This is a genomic window from Marinoscillum luteum (genome assembly GCF_044005705.1).
In the GTDB taxonomy this organism is placed as follows: Bacteria; Bacteroidota; Bacteroidia; order Cytophagales; family Cyclobacteriaceae; genus Marinoscillum; species Marinoscillum luteum.
The window spans coordinates 62,495-83,010 of record NZ_JBIPKE010000016.1 but is presented as its reverse complement, the minus strand read 5'-3'; the positions used below and the strand labels follow the sequence as shown (position 1 = coordinate 83,010).

14 protein-coding genes are annotated in these 20,516 nt (G+C 43.9%); 12 read left to right on the top strand and 2 right to left on the bottom strand.

Annotated elements, in window-relative coordinates:
- Positions 1-35 precede the first annotated feature (35 nt).
- On the top strand, positions 36-3,395 hold the full coding sequence (mfd, locus tag ACHKAR_RS10265; RefSeq protein WP_395417354.1) for a transcription-repair coupling factor: 3,360 nt from the start codon (positions 36-38) through the stop codon (positions 3,393-3,395).
- A 142-nt stretch (positions 3,396-3,537) separates the two neighbouring features.
- Complete coding sequence (gene gldJ, locus ACHKAR_RS10260; protein ID WP_395417353.1) at positions 3,538-4,863, top strand: gliding motility lipoprotein GldJ; 1,326 nt, start codon at positions 3,538-3,540, stop codon at positions 4,861-4,863.
- 51 nt (positions 4,864-4,914) lie between these two features.
- Here the strand turns inward: gldJ and ACHKAR_RS10255 are convergent, their stop codons facing one another.
- Positions 4,915-5,445 (bottom strand): ComF family protein, encoded by a 531-nt coding sequence (locus ACHKAR_RS10255; protein WP_395417352.1) that lies wholly within the window; start codon positions 5,443-5,445, stop codon positions 4,915-4,917.
- Between the two features lie 195 nt (positions 5,446-5,640).
- Between ACHKAR_RS10255 and ACHKAR_RS10250 the strand changes: the two genes are divergently transcribed.
- The 8 genes from ACHKAR_RS10250 to ACHKAR_RS10215 all read left to right on the top strand — a co-directional run bounded on the left by ACHKAR_RS10250 (position 5,641) and on the right by ACHKAR_RS10215 (position 16,982).
- The gene (locus ACHKAR_RS10250) at positions 5,641-6,003 is read left to right on the top strand and encodes a hypothetical protein (RefSeq protein ID WP_159582478.1); all 363 of its coding nucleotides are present in this window, start codon (positions 5,641-5,643) and stop codon (positions 6,001-6,003) included.
- A gap of 30 nt (positions 6,004-6,033) precedes the next feature.
- Positions 6,034-9,408 (top strand): DUF4175 family protein, encoded by a 3,375-nt coding sequence (locus ACHKAR_RS10245; protein ID WP_395417351.1) that lies wholly within the window; start codon positions 6,034-6,036, stop codon positions 9,406-9,408.
- Positions 9,405-9,806 (top strand): ATP-binding protein, encoded by a 402-nt coding sequence (locus ACHKAR_RS10240; RefSeq protein WP_159582476.1) that lies wholly within the window; start codon positions 9,405-9,407, stop codon positions 9,804-9,806. Before ACHKAR_RS10245 ends, ACHKAR_RS10240 begins: the two co-directional genes overlap by 4 nt.
- Positions 9,807-9,810: 4 nt before the next feature.
- Positions 9,811-10,236: an rRNA maturation RNase YbeY gene (gene ybeY, locus ACHKAR_RS10235; protein WP_395417350.1), complete on the top strand. Its 426-nt coding sequence runs from the start codon at positions 9,811-9,813 to the stop codon at positions 10,234-10,236.
- Between the two features lie 72 nt (positions 10,237-10,308).
- Entirely contained in the window at positions 10,309-12,174 is a 1,866-nt protein-coding gene (mnmG, locus tag ACHKAR_RS10230; protein WP_395417349.1) for a tRNA uridine-5-carboxymethylaminomethyl(34) synthesis enzyme MnmG, read from the top strand.
- 2 nt (positions 12,175-12,176) lie between these two features.
- Entirely contained in the window at positions 12,177-13,052 is an 876-nt protein-coding gene (locus ACHKAR_RS10225) for a class I SAM-dependent methyltransferase (RefSeq protein WP_395417348.1), read from the top strand.
- Complete coding sequence (locus ACHKAR_RS10220; RefSeq protein WP_395417347.1) at positions 13,049-14,755, top strand: Ig-like domain-containing protein; 1,707 nt, start codon at positions 13,049-13,051, stop codon at positions 14,753-14,755. Before ACHKAR_RS10225 ends, ACHKAR_RS10220 begins: the two co-directional genes overlap by 4 nt.
- Before the next feature lie 406 nt (positions 14,756-15,161).
- Positions 15,162-16,982: a tetratricopeptide repeat protein gene (locus ACHKAR_RS10215; protein ID WP_395417346.1), complete on the top strand. Its 1,821-nt coding sequence runs from the start codon at positions 15,162-15,164 to the stop codon at positions 16,980-16,982.
- On the opposite strand, the gene ACHKAR_RS10210 is transcribed toward ACHKAR_RS10215, so the two are convergent.
- Entirely contained in the window at positions 16,979-17,548 is a 570-nt protein-coding gene (locus ACHKAR_RS10210) for a hypothetical protein (RefSeq protein ID WP_395417345.1), read from the bottom strand. The genes ACHKAR_RS10215 and ACHKAR_RS10210 overlap by 4 nt on opposite strands.
- Positions 17,549-17,641: 93 nt before the next feature.
- Here ACHKAR_RS10210 and ACHKAR_RS10205 point away from each other — a divergent pair, with 93 nt between their 5' ends.
- Positions 17,642-18,115, top strand: coding sequence for a MarR family winged helix-turn-helix transcriptional regulator (locus ACHKAR_RS10205; RefSeq protein ID WP_159582469.1), 474 nt, complete (start codon positions 17,642-17,644; stop codon positions 18,113-18,115).
- The gene (locus tag ACHKAR_RS10200) at positions 18,099-20,498 is read left to right on the top strand and encodes a 3-hydroxyacyl-CoA dehydrogenase/enoyl-CoA hydratase family protein (protein WP_395417344.1); all 2,400 of its coding nucleotides are present in this window, start codon (positions 18,099-18,101) and stop codon (positions 20,496-20,498) included. Before ACHKAR_RS10205 ends, ACHKAR_RS10200 begins: the two co-directional genes overlap by 17 nt.
- Positions 20,499-20,516: the final 18 nt, after the last annotated feature.

The window sequence follows — 20,516 nt, the reverse complement described above, 5'->3', positions numbered from 1 at the left end:
ATTATTCAACTATTTTTGCGGTCTAATAAAGCATTGTGGAAGCCAAGGAGATTTTAAATTTTTATACCCGTAGTGAGCTGATCAAGAGTATCTCTGAAGCGGTCAGTACTCAAAAAACGATTCGACTAAAAGGAATGGCCGGAAGCTACGATGCCCTCATTGGTGCAGCTACTTCGTCCATCAATCAGAAAACCAATATTTACATCCTCCATGATAAAGAGGAAGCCGCCTATTTCATCAACGATCTGAGAAATTTTATTGCAGAGGATCACCTACTCCTATTTCCCAGTTCTTATAAAAAGCCCTATCAGTTTGAAGAAACGGAGAATGCGAACATTCTCCAAAGGGCCGAAGTACTGAATCGAATTAATTCCAATAAGAACAAAGGACTACAAATAGTCACCTATCCGGATGCGCTTTATGAAAAGGTGATCAATAAGCGATCACTTTTAGAAAACACCTTCAAAGCATCCGTTGGAGAAAAAGTAGATGTGGAATTTCTGACGGAACTCCTTTCGAGCTACGATTTTGAACGAAGCGACTTTGTATATGAAGCTGGTCAATTCTCTGTTCGTGGGGGTATTATTGATGTCTTTTCCTTTGCCCACGACTACCCCTATCGCCTGGAGCTTTTCGGAGATGAAATAGAAAGTATCCGGGAGTTTGACCCGGAAAGCCAGCTATCGACCCACAGCCTGGAGGAGGTCACGCTGATCCCCAACGTACAAACCAAATTGCTAAAAGAAGAGCGACAACCATTTTTCGACTTCATTCCGAAGGATGCGATCATCTGGATGAAAGACTACCGGGAAACCCTTGATCTGGTGGAAAAGGGATTCAACAAAGCCGTCGAATCCTTTCAGGGAATCATGAAATCAGGAGGTTATACCCAGGTGGTTTTCAGCCCGGAGGATCTCTTTGATTCGGAAAAGACTTTCAGCAAGCTGTTGGACAATTACAATCGGGTAGAATTCGGTCATCGTTTCTACCTGAAACCCGATAGGGAATTTGACCTTGGAATAAAGCCACAACCCCACTTTCACAAAAACTTTAACCTGCTGGCCGAAGATCTTTTTTCTTTTCAGCTCAAAAATTATCAAAAGGTCATCACTGCAGAATCACCCAAGCAACTGGAACGGCTGGAAACCATTTTTCTTGAAATTAACAGTGACCTGACATTTAATGGTGTGGGGGCCTCATTGAAAGAGGGCTTTATTGATGATCACCATGAGTTTGTCTGCTATACAGATCATCAGATTTTTGATCGTTTCCATCAGTATCGGGCGAAGGAAAAGTTTTCTAAAAGCAAATCCCTTACACTCAGAGAGTTGAAGACTCTTCAGGCCGGAGACTATGTGGTCCACATCGACTATGGGGTCGGCCGGTTTGCGGGCCTGGATACTGTGGATGTAGGTGGAAATAAGCAGGAAGTCTTACGACTGGTCTACAGAGATGATGACTTGCTTTATGTGAGTATTCACTCTCTTCACAAAATCTCCAAATACTCCAGCAAAGACAGTACGGCCCCTTCCATTAACAAACTGGGCACTCAGGACTGGGAAAACAAGAAAAAGAAAGTCAAAAAGAAGGTCAAGGATATCGCCAAGGACCTCATTGAACTTTATGCCAAACGAAAAGCCGCTCCCGGGTTTGCTTATCCTGGCGATGATTACCTACAAGCAGAATTAGAATCCTCGTTTTTATACCAGGACACCCCTGATCAGGCCCTTTCCACGGCAGATGTGAAAAAAGACATGGAGCAAAACCACCCCATGGACCGTCTGGTTTGTGGGGACGTTGGGTTCGGAAAAACGGAGATTGCTGTTCGGGCCGCCTTCAAGGCTGTCAATTCCGGAAAACAAGTGGCCGTGCTGGTGCCAACCACCATCCTTGCCATGCAGCACTATCATACCTTTTCCGGTCGGTTGGAAGATTTCCCTGTGACGGTGGATTATATCAATCGATTCAAGAGTACCAAAGAAATCAATGACATCAAGAAAAAACTGAAAGCAGGTCAAATTGATATTCTGATTGGAACCCATCGGATCGTGAATAAAGACATGGACTTCAAAGATCTGGGGCTTATGATTATTGACGAAGAGCAGAAGTTTGGGGTGAAAGTGAAGGAGCGACTAAAAGAGATGCGCGTGAATGTGGATGCACTTACCCTGACAGCCACACCTATTCCCAGAACCCTTCACTTTTCACTGATGGGTGCGCGAGATCTTTCCATTATCTCCACTCCCCCACCCAACAGACGACCTGTTACTACTGAAATCCATGAATTTGATGAAGAAATCATTCGTGATGCGGTGAGTCACGAGCTGCGCAGGGGCGGGCAGGTGTTTCTGGTACACAACCGGGTAAGTGACATTGAACACATTGGCAACATCGTATATCGCCTGGTACCTGAAGCCCGCATTGGGATCGCCCATGGCCAAATGGACGGTAAGCAGCTCGAAAAGGTCATGCTTAAATTCATCAATGCAGAGTATGATGTGCTGGTTTCCACCAATATCATCGAATCGGGATTGGATATCCCCAATGCGAATACCATTATCATCAACCGTGCCCACATGTTCGGCTTATCGGATCTTCATCAGATGCGTGGGCGGGTGGGCCGCTCTAATACGAAAGCTTATTGTTTTTTGCTCACCCCTCCTACCTCCACGCTTTCATCCGATGCGAGAAAGCGCCTGACCACTTTGGAAGAATTTTCAGAATTAGGAGATGGCTTCAAAGTGGCCATGCGGGATCTGGATATCCGAGGGGCAGGAAACCTTCTTGGCAGTGAGCAAAGTGGATTTATCAATGACATGGGGTTTGAGGTTTATCACAAAATACTTGATGAAGCCGTGGCGGAACTGAAGGAAACAGACTTCAAGAGCCTTTTTGAAAATGAACCCGACAGAAAGAAACTACAAGCGATCAAAGAGGACTGCATCATTGAAACCGATTTGGAAATCTTGATTCCTGACCAGTACGTTTCCAACATATCAGAAAGGTTGAATCTCTATTCCAGAGTGGACAGTATTCGGAGCGAAGAGGAGCTCACAGAATTCGTGACCAGCCTGAAAGACAGGTTTGGCCCACTCCCGGAGCAAGTCAAAAACCTGATTACCTCCATTGAGGTCCGCTGGAACGCCATTGGTCTCGGTTTTGAGAAAGTCACCGTAAAGAATGAAATCATGAAATGCGTGGTTTCTGAAAACAAGGACGAATCCTACTTCCAATCAGACCTTTTTGGCCATGTGTTGAGCTTCATCCAGTCCCAACCGCGCAGGTGCAGCATGAAGGATCATAAGAAAAAACTCATCATCAGCATCAAGGATGTGACGGACATAAACGAGGCACTTGAGGTCCTTAATCACATGAAATCTCCTGTGATCGCCTAAATAATGCTGTGTTTTATACAATAAATCCTTAATTTTCCTATTAAATGACTACTATAGGTGTGAAAGATTGTCAATAAAGGGTATTTTTGAAATATTTGTATTTATTACTATTTTGAAGCGTTTCAATTAAAGTAAACAGGTTATGAAAAAGTTTGTGAGTGTTGTTGCTGGCTCAGCTTCTGTGTTAGCAATGGCTATAGTCCTGAGTTCCTGTGGTTCAGGAACCCCCACGAGTACCAATCCCGGGGCTATTAGTAAGACTACAGGATTGGAGTTTAACGAAGAAGGGGGATTTCAGGTCAATGATTTCAGTGGACAGCCAGAAGGACCAAACCTTATTTTTATAGAAGGTGGTAGAACTGTCCTCGGAACCTTCGAGGAAGATGTTCTCAATACCAATGATCATGTGGAAAGAGCCGTTACGGTTGCTTCATTCTATATGGATGAAACTGAGGTGGCGAACATCAACTGGTTGGAGTACGAATTTTACATCAAGCAGGACTCTGACGAGTACTATTGGAAAAACAACCTTCCAGACACTACTGTCTGGGCAAAGGATCTTGCTTACAATGATCCTTATGTGGATCACTATTACAGATACCCAGGTTTCAGGTATTTCCCGGTTGTGGGCGTAAACTGGAGACAGGCTGTGAACTACTGCAAATGGAGAACAACTGTGGTGAACGTATCACTTGCCGAAAGAGCCGGACTCTATGATGATCTTGGTGGAGGTGGCGGAGACGCTGCATTCGCAGGAGCTGAAGGTGAGCCTGCTGCTGCCGGAGCTTTCCCGAGAATTCCTCTGGAATCAGGTGTGGTACTTCCAAACTATCGCCTCCCTACTGAAGCAGAATGGGAATATGCTGCCCAAGCACTCATCGGTACCCAGTGGTTGGATGAAAACCAGACACACAGAAGACTTTATCCTTGGGATGGTCATGCGCTTAGAAATCCATACGGAAAAAGCATGGGTTACTTTCTGGCCAACTTTAAAAGAGGAAAAGGTGATTATGCAGGTATAGCCGGAAAGCTAAACGACGGAGCAATGATTCCTACCTATGTATATGATTATCCTCCAAATGATTTTGGTCTTTACAACATGGCAGGAAACGTAAACGAATGGGTACAGGATGTTTACAGACCGCTATCTTACCAGGACATGGAAGACATGAACCCTGTGAGAAGAGACGGAACATTGGATGCTGAGTCTGGTTATGATGGAGCTTACAATTTCATAGGAAACGAAACCACTTACACTGAGGAAGAGTGGTTAAGCAAAACCGGATTGCAGAAATCATACAATTCTGACAACCCTCCAATGAAGAGACTAAGAGTATATAAAGGTGGATCCTGGGCTGATGTGGCCTACTGGATGTCACCAGGAACACGTCGCTTCTTGTTTGAGGATTCAGCTACCTCTACCATTGGGTTTAGATGTGCGATGATTCGGGCAGGAACGAATTACTAAGATTATAACCTGTTTTTAATATATAAAGCCGGCCAAATTTGGTCGGCTTTTTTATTTCCCAGCGGCTATGGTAGCGATATAGATCCCAGCGGCTCCGCCTTCCGACAAGGCTACCACCAATTCCCCCAGTGTAGCCCCTGTGGTGAGTACATCATCCACTACCAGCAGATTCTTGCCTTGTAATTCTGCTGAATTCGTCACTCGGTATATTTCATTCACATTTTGCCATCGCTCCACTTTGGATTTGCGCGTCTGACTCATCGTGCTTTTCTTTCGCTCCACCAGGTCCGTTCTTACCGGGATTTCCATACTGCTGGATAAACCTTCCGCAAAGCAATCTGCCTGATTATATCCTCGTTTTCTCAGCTTTGATTGATGTATGGGTACTGGAATGATCATGTCCACTGGCCAATTCGACTTGATCAAATCATACCCATACCACTCTCCCAACATGATGCCCACCTCCTGCTGTCCTCTGTATTTCAGTTCGTGCACAAGTTTCTGTGCCACACCTCCTTTATTGAAATGCAAATAGGCCACCACACCCAATACCTTGGGCTCATAAACAAACTTTGATTTCAAGGGGTTAGCATTTTGCAAGTGATAATCCGTTTTAGGAAGAGAAAGTCTGCATTTGATACAAATGTGTTCTTCCTGATAAACTAATATTGTATTGCAGTTAATACATATTCTTGGAAAAATTAGACTTACAAAGTCCTGGAGGTATTCTTTTATAATCCCAACAACATTCATATCACAATATAAGATTTTCGTACAATGGTTTACCAAAAAGATCTGGAGGTTGAAAAAAAATGGAATGCACTCCTCAATACGCTGGAGAAAAATATGGGCAAGCGACCCAAGGATCTCAATGCAGTTTTGTTTTTGATCGGGGTGCAGGAACTAGGTATGGGGGCCAAGACCTATGAAAAAGAGGAAAAGCAAGACCTAATGCACATTGCCATTTGTAAATTGTTATCGTTTTCCGGGTTTTACGAACTAGAGGGGATAGATGCCCAAGGCTGGCCACATTGGAATTTACTCAAGCCTTTACCTCATTTCGACCTGCTGGAGCAAGAAAAATTACTTAAAATGCATGCTTTAGAGTATTTTAATGAAGAGCTTGGACTTAGCCTATGATCACCAAGGTAGAAATTTCGTACTATTGATATGTCTGTAGACCTTCTTAAGAATAATTTAGACAGATTTAAGCGGAAGTATTTTGTGAACAAGATTCTCAAGGGTTCGCTTGTCTCTGGTGTGCTTTTCGGGTCTATCCTTTTGATTATCAGCTTATTAGAGGGGTATTTTTGGTTTAGTGAAACCATCCGCCTCATGCTGTTTTCCCTTTTTGTTCTCATAATCGGCTACTGTCTGCTGTTTCAGGTTCTTGCACCATTACTTTCACTGGTAAGGCTCCGAAAAGGAATAAGTGATCACCAGGCCGCGCACGAGATTGGAAGGTACTTTCCCGAAATCCAGGATAAACTCGTCAACTACCTCCAGCTCTCAGAGCTTTCCAATTCAGAATCCTCACTACTTGCCGCCGCCCTTCATCAAAAAACCAACGAACTCACTATTTTCTCCTTCAAGGAGGCCATCAACTTCAGAGTCAACCTGAAGTACTTTTACTACTTATCTGCTGTCGCTGTTTTTATTCTGCTCGTGTCATTCATTAATCCCAACCTCTTCATTGACAGCACCACACGCATCATACATTTCAGTCAGCCCTATGAGAAGCCGGCGCCATTCAGCTTTCATGTCCTGAGTGATTTGGTTGGTTTCCAAAATGACAATTACGAACTAAAAGTAACCCTTAAGGGCAATAGCTTACCGGAAGATGTCTACCTGGTGGAAAATGGGCGCAGGTTTAGAATGTCCGCAAACGGTGAAGAGCTAAAGTTCAATTTTCCTGCTCTTTCGAAGGATAAGCAATTCAGACTAGAGGCCGCAGGGTACTTTTCTCCCCGGTATGAAATAAAAGTATACCCACGGCCGGAAATACGCGACCTGAACATTCAAATCAAGTATCCTAAATACACCGGCCTCAGTGATCAAAAAACCTCCAATGTTGGCAGCCTCATAGTGCCAGAGGGCAGTCAATTGCACTTTACTTTGAAATCATCAGATGCTGATAAGGTATTCTTCATTACTGAAAGTGACTCCACCAGCATGACATCCACTGGAGATCAGATCTATATGCTTAGCCGTACTGCGCTGAATTCTTTCAATTATGAACTGGCCCTCAGGAATAACCACGCTCGAAATAAATCAAAAATTGCATACGAAATAGCCGTCACCAAAGACCAGGTTCCTGAAATTGAAGCGAATTTCTTTCCCGACACTGTAACCTACCAATCTCTGCTGATCACGGGCAGCATCATGGATGACTATGGTTTCAACCAACTCAATTTGCATTACAAACGTGCAAATGCTGACTCCTATCGCAGAATTCCAATATCCTATGACCGATCATTGAATAGTCAGCAGTTTATTTACCAGTGGAATTTTGACAGTTTACAGCTGGAGGATAGAGAGTATTTAACAGTCTATGTGAGTGTTGGTGACAATGATGCCATTAATGGGACCAAATTTGGTTATTCGGCACGTTTCACCTTGAGAATGCCCAGCAATGAGGAGATCAAGTCACTGATCGAAAGTAAAAGTGAGAATTCGCAAAATGAGCTGGAGAAGTCCCTTCAGAACTCAGAAGCCTTGAATAAACAGCTCAAGGAGCTGGAGTCACGACTGAAAAACAAAAAAGAGATCGGCTGGCAGGATCAAAAAATGCTCGAACAGTTGATCCGTGACAAAAAGAAGCTGGAAAAAGATATTGAAGAGCTCAAACTCAAACATCAACAGCTTCTTGAAAGTCAGAAGGAATTTGGCAAACAAAGTAAGAAACTCCAGGAAAAGTCTGAGCAGCTCCAAAACCTTATCAACGAGGTGCTTGATGAAGAAACCAAGAAACTCTACGATGAACTTCAGAAACTCCTGAAAGAGGAAAGCAATTCAGAAGAAGTTCTCAAGCAATTGTCCAAAATTCAAAATAAGGAACAAAACCTGGAAAAGGAGCTCGAAAGGGCCCTCGAGCTCTTTAAGCGAATGAAACTTGAAACTCAGCTGGAGCAGGCTGCGCAGGAACTCAAGGAACTAGGTGAAAAACAGGAGAAGCTTGGAGAGAAAACGCAAAGCAAGCCCTCAGACGAAAACGCAGAAAGCCTCAATGAGCAAGAGGAGATCAATAAAGCATTTGAGGAAATCCAGAAAGACCTGGAGGAAGCCGAACAACTCAATGAGGAACTCAAAAGCCCTGGGCCTCTGGATGACCTCAATAAAGATCGGGAAGAGATCTCTGAAAAGCTGGATGAAATCAAAGATCAACTGAGTCCTGATGAACCATCAGAGTCTGAAGAAGAAAATGAACAAGGCGAGCGTCCGGAAAATGAGCAGAACAATAAGGAGAGGATGAACAGCACCGGACAAAAAATGAAGAATGCCGGGCAAAAAATGAAGGCCGCCGCTCAAAAGCTGGAAGATATGCAGGCTGGGGCCGAAATGGTCATGATGCAGGAGAATCTGGACAACCTACGGGACATTCTGGACAACCTGATCAAACTCTCTTTCGAACAGGAACGAATTCTCAAAGATATTCAGGAAGTAGAGCAGGTAGATCCCCGATTCATTGAACTCTCTCAGGAACAATTAAAGCTGATGGCCAATATTGAAGTCATTGAAGACAGTCTGCTTTCGTTGGCCAGCAGGGTCGCGCAAATCAGTAATTTTGTGACACGGGAGGTAAGCGAAATCAATCGAAACCTGGAAACAGCCATGTTTGAGCTTCGCGAAAGAAATAAGGGCAAGGCGACCAGCAATCAACAGTATGCCATGACTTCCATGAACAACCTTGCCCTCCTACTCGATGATGTACTCAGCCAGATGCAGATGTCAATGGCTGAAGCCATGGGAAAACCTCAAAGCAAGGGCCAGCAAAAGCAGTCCATGCCCAGCATGTCCGAAATGCAAAAACAGCTCAGCGAGCAAATTCAACAATTAAAACAAAGTGGAAAATCCGGAAGACAACTATCTGAAGAACTGGCACGACTTGCTGCCGAACAGGAGCAATTGAGGCAAGCCATGGAAGAAATGCAGAAAAACCTCGCCGGTCAACCAGGTAAAGAAGGAGAAGACGGGAAAGATGGAATCGGGAACAAATTGAAAGAAGCCATTCAAAAAATGGAAGAAAACGAAACCGATCTGGTTAATAAAAGAATTACCCAACAATTGATCAATCGACAGCAGGATATCATCACTCGCATGCTCGAAGCAGAGGAGTCCATGAGAGAGCAGCAAAAGTCTCCTGAAAGAGAGGGTGAAACCGCATCTGATATTACACGTAATATCCCTCCTGCCGTAGAAGAGTATTTAAAAGCTCGCAGACAAGAAATAGATTTGTTAAAAACAATTCCTTTAGATTTAAATCCTTTTTATAAAAAGGAAGTAAACGATTACTTTAGACGTTTAAGTGGACAACAGCACGAATGAACAGCATACAGATACAAATTCCATCCTTATCTGAGAACATAAGGATCGTGGAAAGCTTTATTGACAATGCCAAGGAGAAGTTCTCCCTGAACGACGACATCTACGGCAATATTATGATCGCCGTAACGGAATCCGTGAATAATGCCATTGTCCATGGCAACAGGAAAGACTCCAGAAAGAACGTCACATTGCAACTCAAAGTGGACGACAACATACTCAACTTCACCATTACCGATGAAGGCGAAGGGTTCAACTTTAACCAATTACCAGACCCAACCTCTCCTGAGAATTTGGACAAACCTGGGGGCAGAGGCATTTTCCTCATGAAGCATCTTTGTGACGAAGTGAGCTTTCAGGATGAAGGAAGGGCCGTTATCCTCACCTTCTACCTCAACTGACCCAATGCCCAACATCAACTACTTCTCTGAAGATGTAGACTTCTCCCTTCAGCACGAGGAGAAAATAAGTCAATGGTTAGAGGACATTGCCGCGTCGCATGAATATCAGGTAGAGACCATCAACTATATATTTTGCTCTGATGACTATCTACTAGACATTAACAAGACGTATCTGGAGCATGATTACTACACCGATATAATCACCTTTGACAACTCCAGCAGCCATCACCTGATCGAATCGGATATCTTCATCAGCATTGATAGGGTAACGGACAATGCCAAAGAGATGGGTGTCTTGTTTGAAGAAGAACTTCATCGTGTGCTGGTACATGGTCTACTCCATCTGGTTGGGTTCGACGACAAGGGAGACGATCATAAAATCTTAATGAGGCAAAAAGAAGATGCCTGCTTATCTTTGCTCAAAATATAGTTCCACGTGGAACACCTGAGACTCCTTGTGTGTTGATGATTGAATGTTTCACGTGAAACACTTACCAATATTATGTTTCCAGAATACGATGTAATTGTGGTTGGCGCTGGCCATGCCGGTTGCGAAGCTGCTGCCGCTGCCGCTAACTTAGGTTCCAAGGTGCTCTTAGCCACCATGAACATGAACACCATTGCCCAAATGTCCTGCAACCCCGCGATGGGTGGAGTGGCTAAGGGTCAGATTGTTCGTGAAATTGATGCGCTTGGTGGGTACTCAGGTATCATCACCGACAAGTCCATGATCCAATTTCGCATGCTCAATAAAAGCAAAGGGCCTGCGATGTGGAGTCCGAGGGCTCAATCAGATAGAATGCGCTTTGCAGAAGAGTGGCGAATGGCACTGGAAAACACACCCAATGTTGACTTTTGGCAGGAGATGATCTCAGGAATCCTCGTGAAAGACAACAGAGCAATAGGCGTTAGAACGAGTCTTGGAATAAAAATTAAGTCCAAAGCAGTGGTGCTCACCAACGGCACTTTCTTAAATGGACTCATTCATATAGGAGAAAAGCAGTTCGGTGGTGGACGTGCCGGAGAGCGCAAAGCCACAGGTATCACCGAGCAACTCGTTGCCTTGGGCTTCGAATCTGGTCGTATGAAAACAGGAACACCGCCACGAGTGGATGGCCGCAGCCTCGACTACAGCCGCATGGATGAACAAGAAGGTGATGAAGTGCCTGAGAAATTCTCCTATCTGGACACTACACAACCGCTTCAAAAGCAGAGAAGCTGTTACATCACGTACACCAATCCCGAAGTGCATGCCTCCTTACAAACAGGTTTTGATAAATCCCCCATGTTCAATGGACGCATCCAGGGACTGGGACCCAGGTATTGTCCGTCCATAGAAGATAAAATCAATCGGTTTGCCGAACGTGACCGACATCAAATATTCGTGGAGCCCGAGGGCTGGGATACCGTAGAAGTATATGTTAACGGGTTCTCGACCTCTTTACCTGAAGACGTACAATACAAAGCCCTTAGACTCATTCCAGGTTTCGAGAATGCCAAAATGTTCAGACCTGGCTATGCCATTGAATACGACTTCTTCCCTCCTACACAGCTCTCACAAACCCTGGAAACCAAGCTGATCAGCAATCTCTTTTTTGCAGGTCAGATCAACGGAACCACAGGTTACGAAGAAGCCGCCTGTCAGGGATTGATGGCAGGTATCAATGCGCACCAGAAAGTCAAAGAAAAGGATCCATTTATTCTCAGCAGATCACAGGCCTATATAGGAGTGCTGATTGATGACCTCATTAATAAAGGCACCAACGAGCCCTATCGTATGTTTACCTCCAGGGCCGAATACCGGCTGCTCCTTAGACAAGACAATGCAGACCTTAGGCTCACTCCCTTGTCTCATCAACTTGGCCTGGCCAGTGACCATAGAAATCAGCTCACCGCCAACAAACTACAAGCGACGAAGCAGCTCATCAATAACCTTAAACAGAAGAAATTCAAGCCACTAGACATTAACCCAACACTTGCTGATCTGAACATGGCACCCATTAAGGACACCTCGTCTTTGTATCAGCTCCTGAAGCGACCGGATATTGAGCTAAGTACGTTCACCGCTTTCAACCAATCCACCAAAGAGTTTGTTGAAAACCTCAATAAAGACATTGCCGAACAAGCATCTATTCAAATCAAGTATGAAACCTACATTATACGCGAACAGGAGAATGCCGAAAAGATGTCCTCATTGGATGAGAAAAAGATCAATCCTGATTTTGACTACTTAAAAATCAGCTCTCTCTCTTCTGAAGCAAGAGAGAAACTACTTAAAATAAAACCAACTACGCTTGGGCAAGCTTCACGCATCAGTGGCGTCTCCCCATCCGACGTATCAGTATTAATGGTTTACCTCACTAAATAATTATGTATCAAAAACTGGAGGAATGTCCCGCCTGCAAACATACCTTGCTGACCAACTATCTCATATGCGAAGATCACGCTGCGTCCAAAGAGAGTTTCGCACTGGTACAATGCAAGAAATGCAGTCTTGTCATCACCAACCCACGCCCGGATCAAGACCACATAGGCTCCTACTACCAGCACAGCGACTATATATCGCACACCAATAAGGCCAACAATCCAGTCAACTGGCTCTACAAGCAAGTCAGGAAAATCACCCTTGCCCAAAAGACCTCATTGATCAAATCACATAGTGATCAAAAAAGAATACTTGATTTTGGTTGTGGTACCGGCCTCTTCATTCAACATCTGCAGAAGGACGGTTTCATTGCTACAGGATTCGAACCCTCACCCCAGGCCAGAACCATCGCGGAGAACCTCACCGGTCTTCCCATTCTCGACAATCTCAAACAACTTGAACAAAAAACATTTGACATCATCTCTGCCTGGCACGTCATAGAGCATGTTCATGAACTCAGACTCACCCTCAAAGCATTGCGCAAATCGCTCGCAGAAGACGGGCTCCTATTCGTTGCACTACCCAATCACCAATCTTATGACGCTCAACATTATGGCAGCTATTGGGCTGCCTACGATGTACCCAGACATCTATCTCATTTTAATCAAGTGTCTCTTGAGAAACTCGCAAAAGAATGCAAACTCAATCTCATCAAAACATACCCCATGAAGTTTGATGCCTACTACGTGAGTCTCCTCAGTGAGAAATATAAAACTGGTAAAACGAACTACCTCAAGGCATTCCAGATTGGAATGAAATCGAATCAACAAGCCCGCAAAACATCAGAATATTCAAGCCTCATCTACGTTCTCACCAAATGAAACAGCTACTATCCATATTCATCATCATGATTGTCCTGGATCTGTTTCTACACAGTTGTGCGAATCCAATAACTCCCACCGGTGGTCCAAAAGACACCATCCCTCCTTCTTTGATCTCGTCATTGCCTCTTGACCAATCCTTACGGTTCAAAGAACAGTCCATAGAAATGACATTTGACGAATTCATCAATGCAGATAAACTAAAACAAAATCTGGTCATCACGCCCATTACGGAAGTGAAATATAAAACCCTTGTCAAAAAACAAACAATCTGGATCAACTTCGAAGAGCCGTTCGAAGACAGCACCACCTATACACTCAACTTCTTCGATGGCATTACTGACATCACCGAAAGAAACCCTGCAGAGAATCTCGTCATCGCTTTTAGTACCGGAGATTATATTGATTCCCTATCCATATTTGGTACAGTTGCGGATCTATTCACCGGTACCATCCCGAAGAAAATCACTATTGGCCTTTATAAACTTTCAGATACACTAGACTTCAAATCTATTAAACCGACCTACTTCACTACCTCTACTGATGAGGGCACCTTCAAAATACAAAACATCAAAGCCAATCCATACAGGCTCATGGCCTTTGAAGATGCCAATAAGAACCTTCTATTTGATCCTGCCTCCGAACAATATGGCTTTCTAAGTGACACCCTTCGTCTTACTGAAACCAGTGCAGACAGTCTTCACATTCCCATGGTCAACATTAATGCCGCTAACCTCAAACTCATCTCCGCCAGACCATCGGGTAGATACTTCGAAATCAGATATACCAAACCCATTAACCACTATACCCTATCTACAGCAGACTCCACATACCTCCCAAGCACTATTGTTGGTGAAAAAGAAACCATAAGAGTTTATAAAACCGAAACAGTAATAGACAGTGTGCAAACGTTCATCTCAGTTACAGATAGTTTAAAAAATGAACGTACGGATACGGTATATGTAAAATTCAGAGAATCAACCAGAAAAGCCGATGAATACAAGGTCACACTTAGCCCCAAATCCAACACCTCTGTATTCCCTCACCAGCGATACACCATAGAATTCAACAAGCCCAGCAAGCTTATAAAGGACAATTTCCTATCTATTCCCATAGACACCATCACCACGCTGGATTTCAAGCCCCAGAAAGTTCAATTCAACCATAACTTCACATCCCTCACATTCAATCTTGATTTAACCGCTGCGCATTTCAGAGACAGTCTCACACACTATCTTACTAACCACCCGCTGGACAGTACCGCACTGGACTCTGTACAAGCGTCCATCAATCAAAAAATAGCATCAATCAGTAAAGATCAGTTCACCCTCTCTATCACCCCACAATCGTTTGTCTCCTGTGAACAAGACACATCCGTGAACATCACGCAGAACTACAAATTTGGAAAAAACGAAAACGTAGGAATCATACGTGTTAAGCTCGCCACCACTGCACCCTCATATTTCGTCCAGATCATCAATAAACAAACTCCAGTCAAAAGCATCCGCTCATGCACCGAGTGTGTATTTACAGAAATACCACCAGGTAATTATTGGGTAAGAGTATTGGTTGATTCGAACAACGATGGTCAATGGTCACCCGGAAATATACTTACGAACACCGAACCAGAGTCCGTCATTTACTTCAAAGAAGAGACCACACTAAGAGCCAATTGGGACATTGAACTCAATTATTCCTTCTGAATAACCTACAAATGATGTGGACAATTCTGTGTTTAACATTTAACCATTCACACTCATTCACACTCCTTTGCTCTAACACCAATAACTCCCTCCACTACTCTCACAAACCCACAGTTATCAACTCTTCTACCAACACCTGTCCATCATAATCTTTTCAACATCCAACTCATGGTACTTATCTACACATCTTCTATAACCTACTTATTTTCAATCATTTAAGACATACCGAATCTGTGGAAATCCAAGACCCTTTCTCCTACTTATACACAAAAACAACTCTCCTAAATAAATCAACTTTTTTTCCCCACATTTCCACAGCCTTAATAATAGAAATAGTCTTTTATTTAAAACTTATATAATACTTATTAAGTACATAACTTAACGTGGATAACTGGTACGTCATCAAATGAAGAAACATACCCTCAAAACTTTTCTACTAATAATACTATTCATTCCGCAACTCAGGGTGCATGCCCAAAGTAGCGATGCGAAATTGGCCAATGAATATTTTCAGCAGGGCGAATTCGATAAGGCCAAATTGATGTATGAAGGCCTGGAAAAAACAAAACAGGCCATTCCGCTGATTCATGCGAATTATATGCAATTGATGCTCGATGCAAATGAATTGAAAGAAGCCGAGCGGTATTTGCAGCGCGTGCTCAAATTTTACCCATCCAATCTTCAGTATCAGGTCGATTTGGCTTTTTATTACCAGTATGCCGGTGAATTCGATAAAAAAGAGAAATTTCTGAATGAGCTAATCAAATCATATGCTGACAATCAGTATCAGCTGAGCACGATTGCCCAGAATCTGGCTTCTCGCCAGCTTTATCGTGAAGCCATCTTTTTTTATGAAAAAGCAAGAGCGGCCAATGGCAGACCCTCTTCTTTTGCGCTGGATATGGCAGCCATACATCGCCTTACGAACAACAAGCCCGAGATGACCAGCGAATACATCAACTATGCCGAGGGCAACCCCGCGAATTTGACTTATGTGAAAAACCTATTTCAGAATATTCTCACAGAAGAAGAGGATCAGGATTTTCTTGAGCAAACGCTCATTCAAAAAACGCAGCGAAATCCTAATGAGACACTCTATTCGGATCTCCTTATTTGGCTACTTCTTCAGAGAAAAGATTTCTATTCGGCATTTATTCAGGGACGCGCACTGGACAAGCGAAATCAACAACCCGGAAACGAATGCATGCGGATTGCCCAGATTGCTTATGACAATAAATCATGGCAGGATGCTATCGACATTTATCAGTATGTGATTAATACCTATCCCAATTCATATAACTACCCGCCGGCCCGTCGCTTGTTGATCAGGTCCAAGGAAAACAAAGTAAAAAACGAATTTCCTGTGGATAGACTAGCCATTAGAAATCTGGCCGAAGAATATGCAAAACTTTATGAAGAAATGGGCCCTAATCCGACTACCTTGGAGGCCTTACGAAATAAAGCCTTGCTTCATGCTTTCTATCTCAATGAATTACCTCAGGCCATCACCCTCTTGAATGCCATCATCCACAACAATCGCAGCCCGGCTTCTCTGATTTCCGAATCGAAACTGGATCTCGGAGATATTTATCTTCTCACGGATCAGCCCTGGGAATCCACCCTGCTCTACTCTCAGGTGGAGAAGGCCCATAAAGAATCTCCATTGGCTTATGAAGCGAAACTGAGGAATGCACGCCTGAATTATTTCACAGGAAATTTCTCACTGGCCAAAAGCCATCTGGATATTTTGAAACTGGCCACTACACGTACCATTGCCAATGACGCCATTGCCTTGAGTCTTCTGATTTCTGATAACACCGTCTTTGATACCACCGATCAGGTGATGAAAGATTTTGCATCTGTGGAGCTGATGATTTTCATGAATAAATCTGAGCAGGCAAAAGCAAAATTGAATGAAATTTTGGAGCAGCATCCCGGTCACAGTATTACCGATGAGATCTACTGGCTCCAGGCCAGACTCGAACTGGAGGCCGGAGATTATATGACATCTATTCTCCACCTGGATAAAATCATCACGCAATACAGCTATGATATTTTAAGAGATGATGCTTTTTTTCGGAAGGCAACAATCCTGCACGATCATCTTCACAAGGATCAGGAAGCCATGTCCATCTATCAGGAGTTTCTGAAAAAATACCCAGGTAGCCGACATGCCGCTGAGGCAAGAATGCGCATAAGAAAACTTCGCGGTGATTTAGCCAATTAAATAAGGACCAGCCGCGGAGTGGGCTCCATTAAGCTTGGATCAGGAGCAAAGTGCTTATTGAAAAAACCATCCAGTTCATCTCTGGTTTCCGGAGAAAGTAATTCCGAAATTTGATCCAGCACCTGACCGGAAATCATATATGGTGGCATTTGTAAATTGACCTTATTACCACGACAATAAGCAAAAATCTGAAACTCTTCACATTCAGCTACAGGACGATGGCTCACGAGGCAATGCTCCGTATACGAATCGGGATCAGCTGCAGGTTCCCTCATGGTCATATTTTGGTGCAGATGCTCCTGCATAAATTCCTGAATCTTGCGCATTGACTCTGCCGAGAGACCTTTTTGTATTTCCATCGCGCAATCCATACAGATGGCATAATCAAAAATGACATCACTTGCCTTGTAGCCCGGATAGTTGCGGATGGCTTTTTCTATCACATAGTCGCAAGACTCATCCAACAGAAATCGGTCGCACTCCACACAATGCTGAAATGGGCCTTCTTCTTTGAATGAATAAAATGAGCTGGGAATATTAACTAGGTGCTTGTTCTCCTGATCCATGTAATCAAATCTAAATATTGCGGCATCACAATCCTAAAAATAGTATGCATGCATAACATATTTTAGCTATCTTTGGTTATTACCCTTACGAGAATGAAAAGAGAAGATACCGTAGATTATAATATAAAAGTGGCCTGGCATGCGATTTCCAGGATGTATAACCAATACGGAGCCCCTTTTGATGTTACTGCATCTACAGGATTCGTCTTGCTCAATATCGATGTAGAACTCGGAACACCCGCCACCAAAATTGCGCCGCTTATGGGGCTCGAAGCACGCTCGCTCACAAGGATGCTCAAAACCATGGAAGAAAAGAAGTGGATCTATCGCGAACAGGATCCAAACGACGGTCGCTCAGTCAGGATTTTTCTGACGGATCTTGGCAAGGAAAAAAGAGAGTTTTCGAGAAAAGCGGTAAAAGAATTTAATACAAAACTGAGAGAACTGGTACCTGAGCAGGATATCCGCACGTTCATAGAAGTGACCCGCTCAGTCACCCAGCTCATAGACGACAAAAACCTATTTGATAAACTAGCAGAAGCCTTCATTTATGAAACGAACCATTAAGAAAGCAGTAGTATTGGGCTCGGGAATTATGGGATCCCGCATTGCCTGCCATTTTGCCAACATCGGTCTGGAAGTCCTACTTTTGGATATTGCCCCAAAGGAACTTACAGATCAGGAAAAAGCAAAAGGACTTACGCTTGATTCACCCCACGTAAAGAACCGTATCGTCAATACATCTTTACAAACAGCCATCAGCTCAAAGCCTTCACCCCTTTACCATCAGGAGAAAGCGAGCCTTATCACCACCGGAAATTTTGATGACGATTTATCGAAAATCAAAGATTACGACTGGGTGCTTGAAGCCGTGGTGGAAAACCTCGAAATCAAGAAATCTCTGTTTGAAAAAGTAGAGCTGTACAGAAAGCCAGGGACTTTGATTTCTTCCAATACCTCGGGTATTCCTATCAACTTTATGCTGGAAGGGCGAAGTGAAGATTTTCAGAAACACTTCTGTGGAACACACTTTTTCAACCCGCCAAGATATCTCAAGCTGCTTGAGATCATACCCACCAAGAAAACAGATCCGAAAATCGTTGATTTCTTTTTGCACTATGGGGATCTTTTCCTCGGCAAGGAGACGGTGCTGTGTAAGGATACTCCAGCATTCATAGCTAACAGAATCGGGATTTATGCTATCATGTCGGGTATGCATACCATCCAGAAAATGGGCCTGACTGTAAATGAAGTGGATAAACTCACTGGACCAGTCATCGGTCGGGCCAAGTCGGCCACTTTCAGAACCATGGATGTGGTAGGTCTGGATACGGCCGTGAAAGTTGCCGCAGGATTGTATGAGGGCCTGCCTCATGATGAATCCAGAGAAATGTTCAAACTGCCCAAGATTGTACAGGAACTTTACGATCGAAAATGGTGGGGAGATAAAACGAAACAAGGCTACTATAAGAAAGTAGTAGAGAATGGGAACAAAGAAATTCTGGAACTGAACCTGGAGACTTTTGAATACGAGCAGAAGGCCAAGGTGAAACTAGACGTACTGGATAAAACTAAAAACGAGGAAGACCTCAAGAAAAGACTCAAAATTGTCATCAATGAGGAAGGCCGAGAAGGAGATTTCTACAGAGCCACGTTCTTCGATCTTTTCAGGTATTGTACCGTGCGCATACCCGAGGTTGCAGATGAGCTTTATCGTATTGATCAGGCTGTAGCTGCAGGGTTTGGTTGGGAGCTCGGTCCGTTTGAGTCATGGGATGCCATGGGTCTGAAAGATTGTGTGGATCAGATGAAAAAAAAGAATCTGGCACCTGCTCCCTGGGTAGATGAGTTGCTGGCTGCCGGCCATCAGTCTTTCTACAAGTATGAAAATGGCAAGAAGCATTATTATGACATTCCTTCGAAATCTTATAAAGTAGTTCCGGGTACCGAAGGCTTTATTTATTTGGATGCCTTCAAAGAAAATAACGTCGTTTGGGAAAATGACGGTGCTACTATTTACGACATAGGAGATGGTGTGCTGAATGTGGAATTTCATACCAAAATGAATTCTATTGGCGCGGAAGTCATCGAAGGAATCAACACGGCGATTACCATGGCCGAAAAAGATTTTCGTGGAGTGGTAGTAGGCAATGAGGGCCAGAATTTTTCTGCCGGAGCCAACCTCGCAATGTTGTTCATGTTTGCGGTAGATCAGGAATTTGATGAGATCGACATGATGATTCGTCAGTTTCAGAACACCATGACCCGGGCCAGGTTCTCCACCGTTCCTGTGGTGTCAGCTACTTCCGGTCTGGCGCTGGGCGGAGGTTGTGAGCTTTCGCTTCATTGTGATGCCATTCAGGCCCACGCTGAAACCTATATTGGTTTGGTGGAAGTGGGTGTTGGCTTGATTCCAGGCGGAGGTGGTACCAAGGAGTTGACCTTACGGGCTTCGGACAAGTTCATGCCTAATGACCCAGAGTTGAACATTTTGCAGGAGTACTTTATGAATATCGCAACCGCCAAGGTGGCTACTTCAGCGCATGAGGCCAGAGCGATGGACATATTGACTGTTGCAGATCGGATTACCCTTAACAGAGCGAGGTTGTTGGCTGATGCCAAAGAGCGAGTACTCGAACTGGCCGATGCGGGCTATACCCAGCCCAAAGAACGAACCGATATCAAAGTTCACGGACGTACCAGCATGGCAATGTTTGAGGCCGGCATCACAGGCATGAAGTATGGAGCTTATATTTCCGAACACGATGCAAAAATTGCGAAAAAACTGGCTTGGGTGATGAGCGGGGGGGACCTTTCGGCGCCTACGCTTGTTTCAGAGAAGTATCTGCTTGATCTGGAGCGTGAAGCTTTTCTGAGTTTGTGTGGGGAGCAAAAGACTTTGGAGCGCATTCAGAGTATTTTGTTCAAAGGAAAACCACTTCGCAATTAGAAAACACAACATTATTCA

Bases quoted from the DNA above. Each gene is read 5' to 3' on its own strand.
- gldJ (WP_395417353.1), top strand. From the start codon at position 3,538: ATGAAAAAGTTTGTGAGTGTTGTTGCTGGCTCAGCTTCTGTGTTAGCA.
- ACHKAR_RS10250 (WP_159582478.1), top strand. From the start codon at position 5,641: ATGGTTTACCAAAAAGATCTGGAGGTTGAAAAAAAATGGAATGCACTC.
- ACHKAR_RS10245 (WP_395417351.1), top strand. From the start codon at position 6,034: ATGTCTGTAGACCTTCTTAAGAATAATTTAGACAGATTTAAGCGGAAG.
- ACHKAR_RS10240 (WP_159582476.1), top strand. From the start codon at position 9,405: ATGAACAGCATACAGATACAAATTCCATCCTTATCTGAGAACATAAGG.
- ybeY (WP_395417350.1), top strand. From the start codon at position 9,811: ATGCCCAACATCAACTACTTCTCTGAAGATGTAGACTTCTCCCTTCAG.
- mnmG (WP_395417349.1), top strand. From the start codon at position 10,309: ATGTTTCCAGAATACGATGTAATTGTGGTTGGCGCTGGCCATGCCGGT.
- ACHKAR_RS10225 (WP_395417348.1), top strand. From the start codon at position 12,177: ATGTATCAAAAACTGGAGGAATGTCCCGCCTGCAAACATACCTTGCTG.
- ACHKAR_RS10220 (WP_395417347.1), top strand. From the start codon at position 13,049: ATGAAACAGCTACTATCCATATTCATCATCATGATTGTCCTGGATCTG.
- ACHKAR_RS10215 (WP_395417346.1), top strand. From the start codon at position 15,162: ATGAAGAAACATACCCTCAAAACTTTTCTACTAATAATACTATTCATT.
- ACHKAR_RS10210 (WP_395417345.1), bottom strand. From the start codon at position 17,548: ATGGATCAGGAGAACAAGCACCTAGTTAATATTCCCAGCTCATTTTAT.
- ACHKAR_RS10205 (WP_159582469.1), top strand. From the start codon at position 17,642: ATGAAAAGAGAAGATACCGTAGATTATAATATAAAAGTGGCCTGGCAT.
- ACHKAR_RS10200 (WP_395417344.1), top strand. From the start codon at position 18,099: ATGAAACGAACCATTAAGAAAGCAGTAGTATTGGGCTCGGGAATTATG.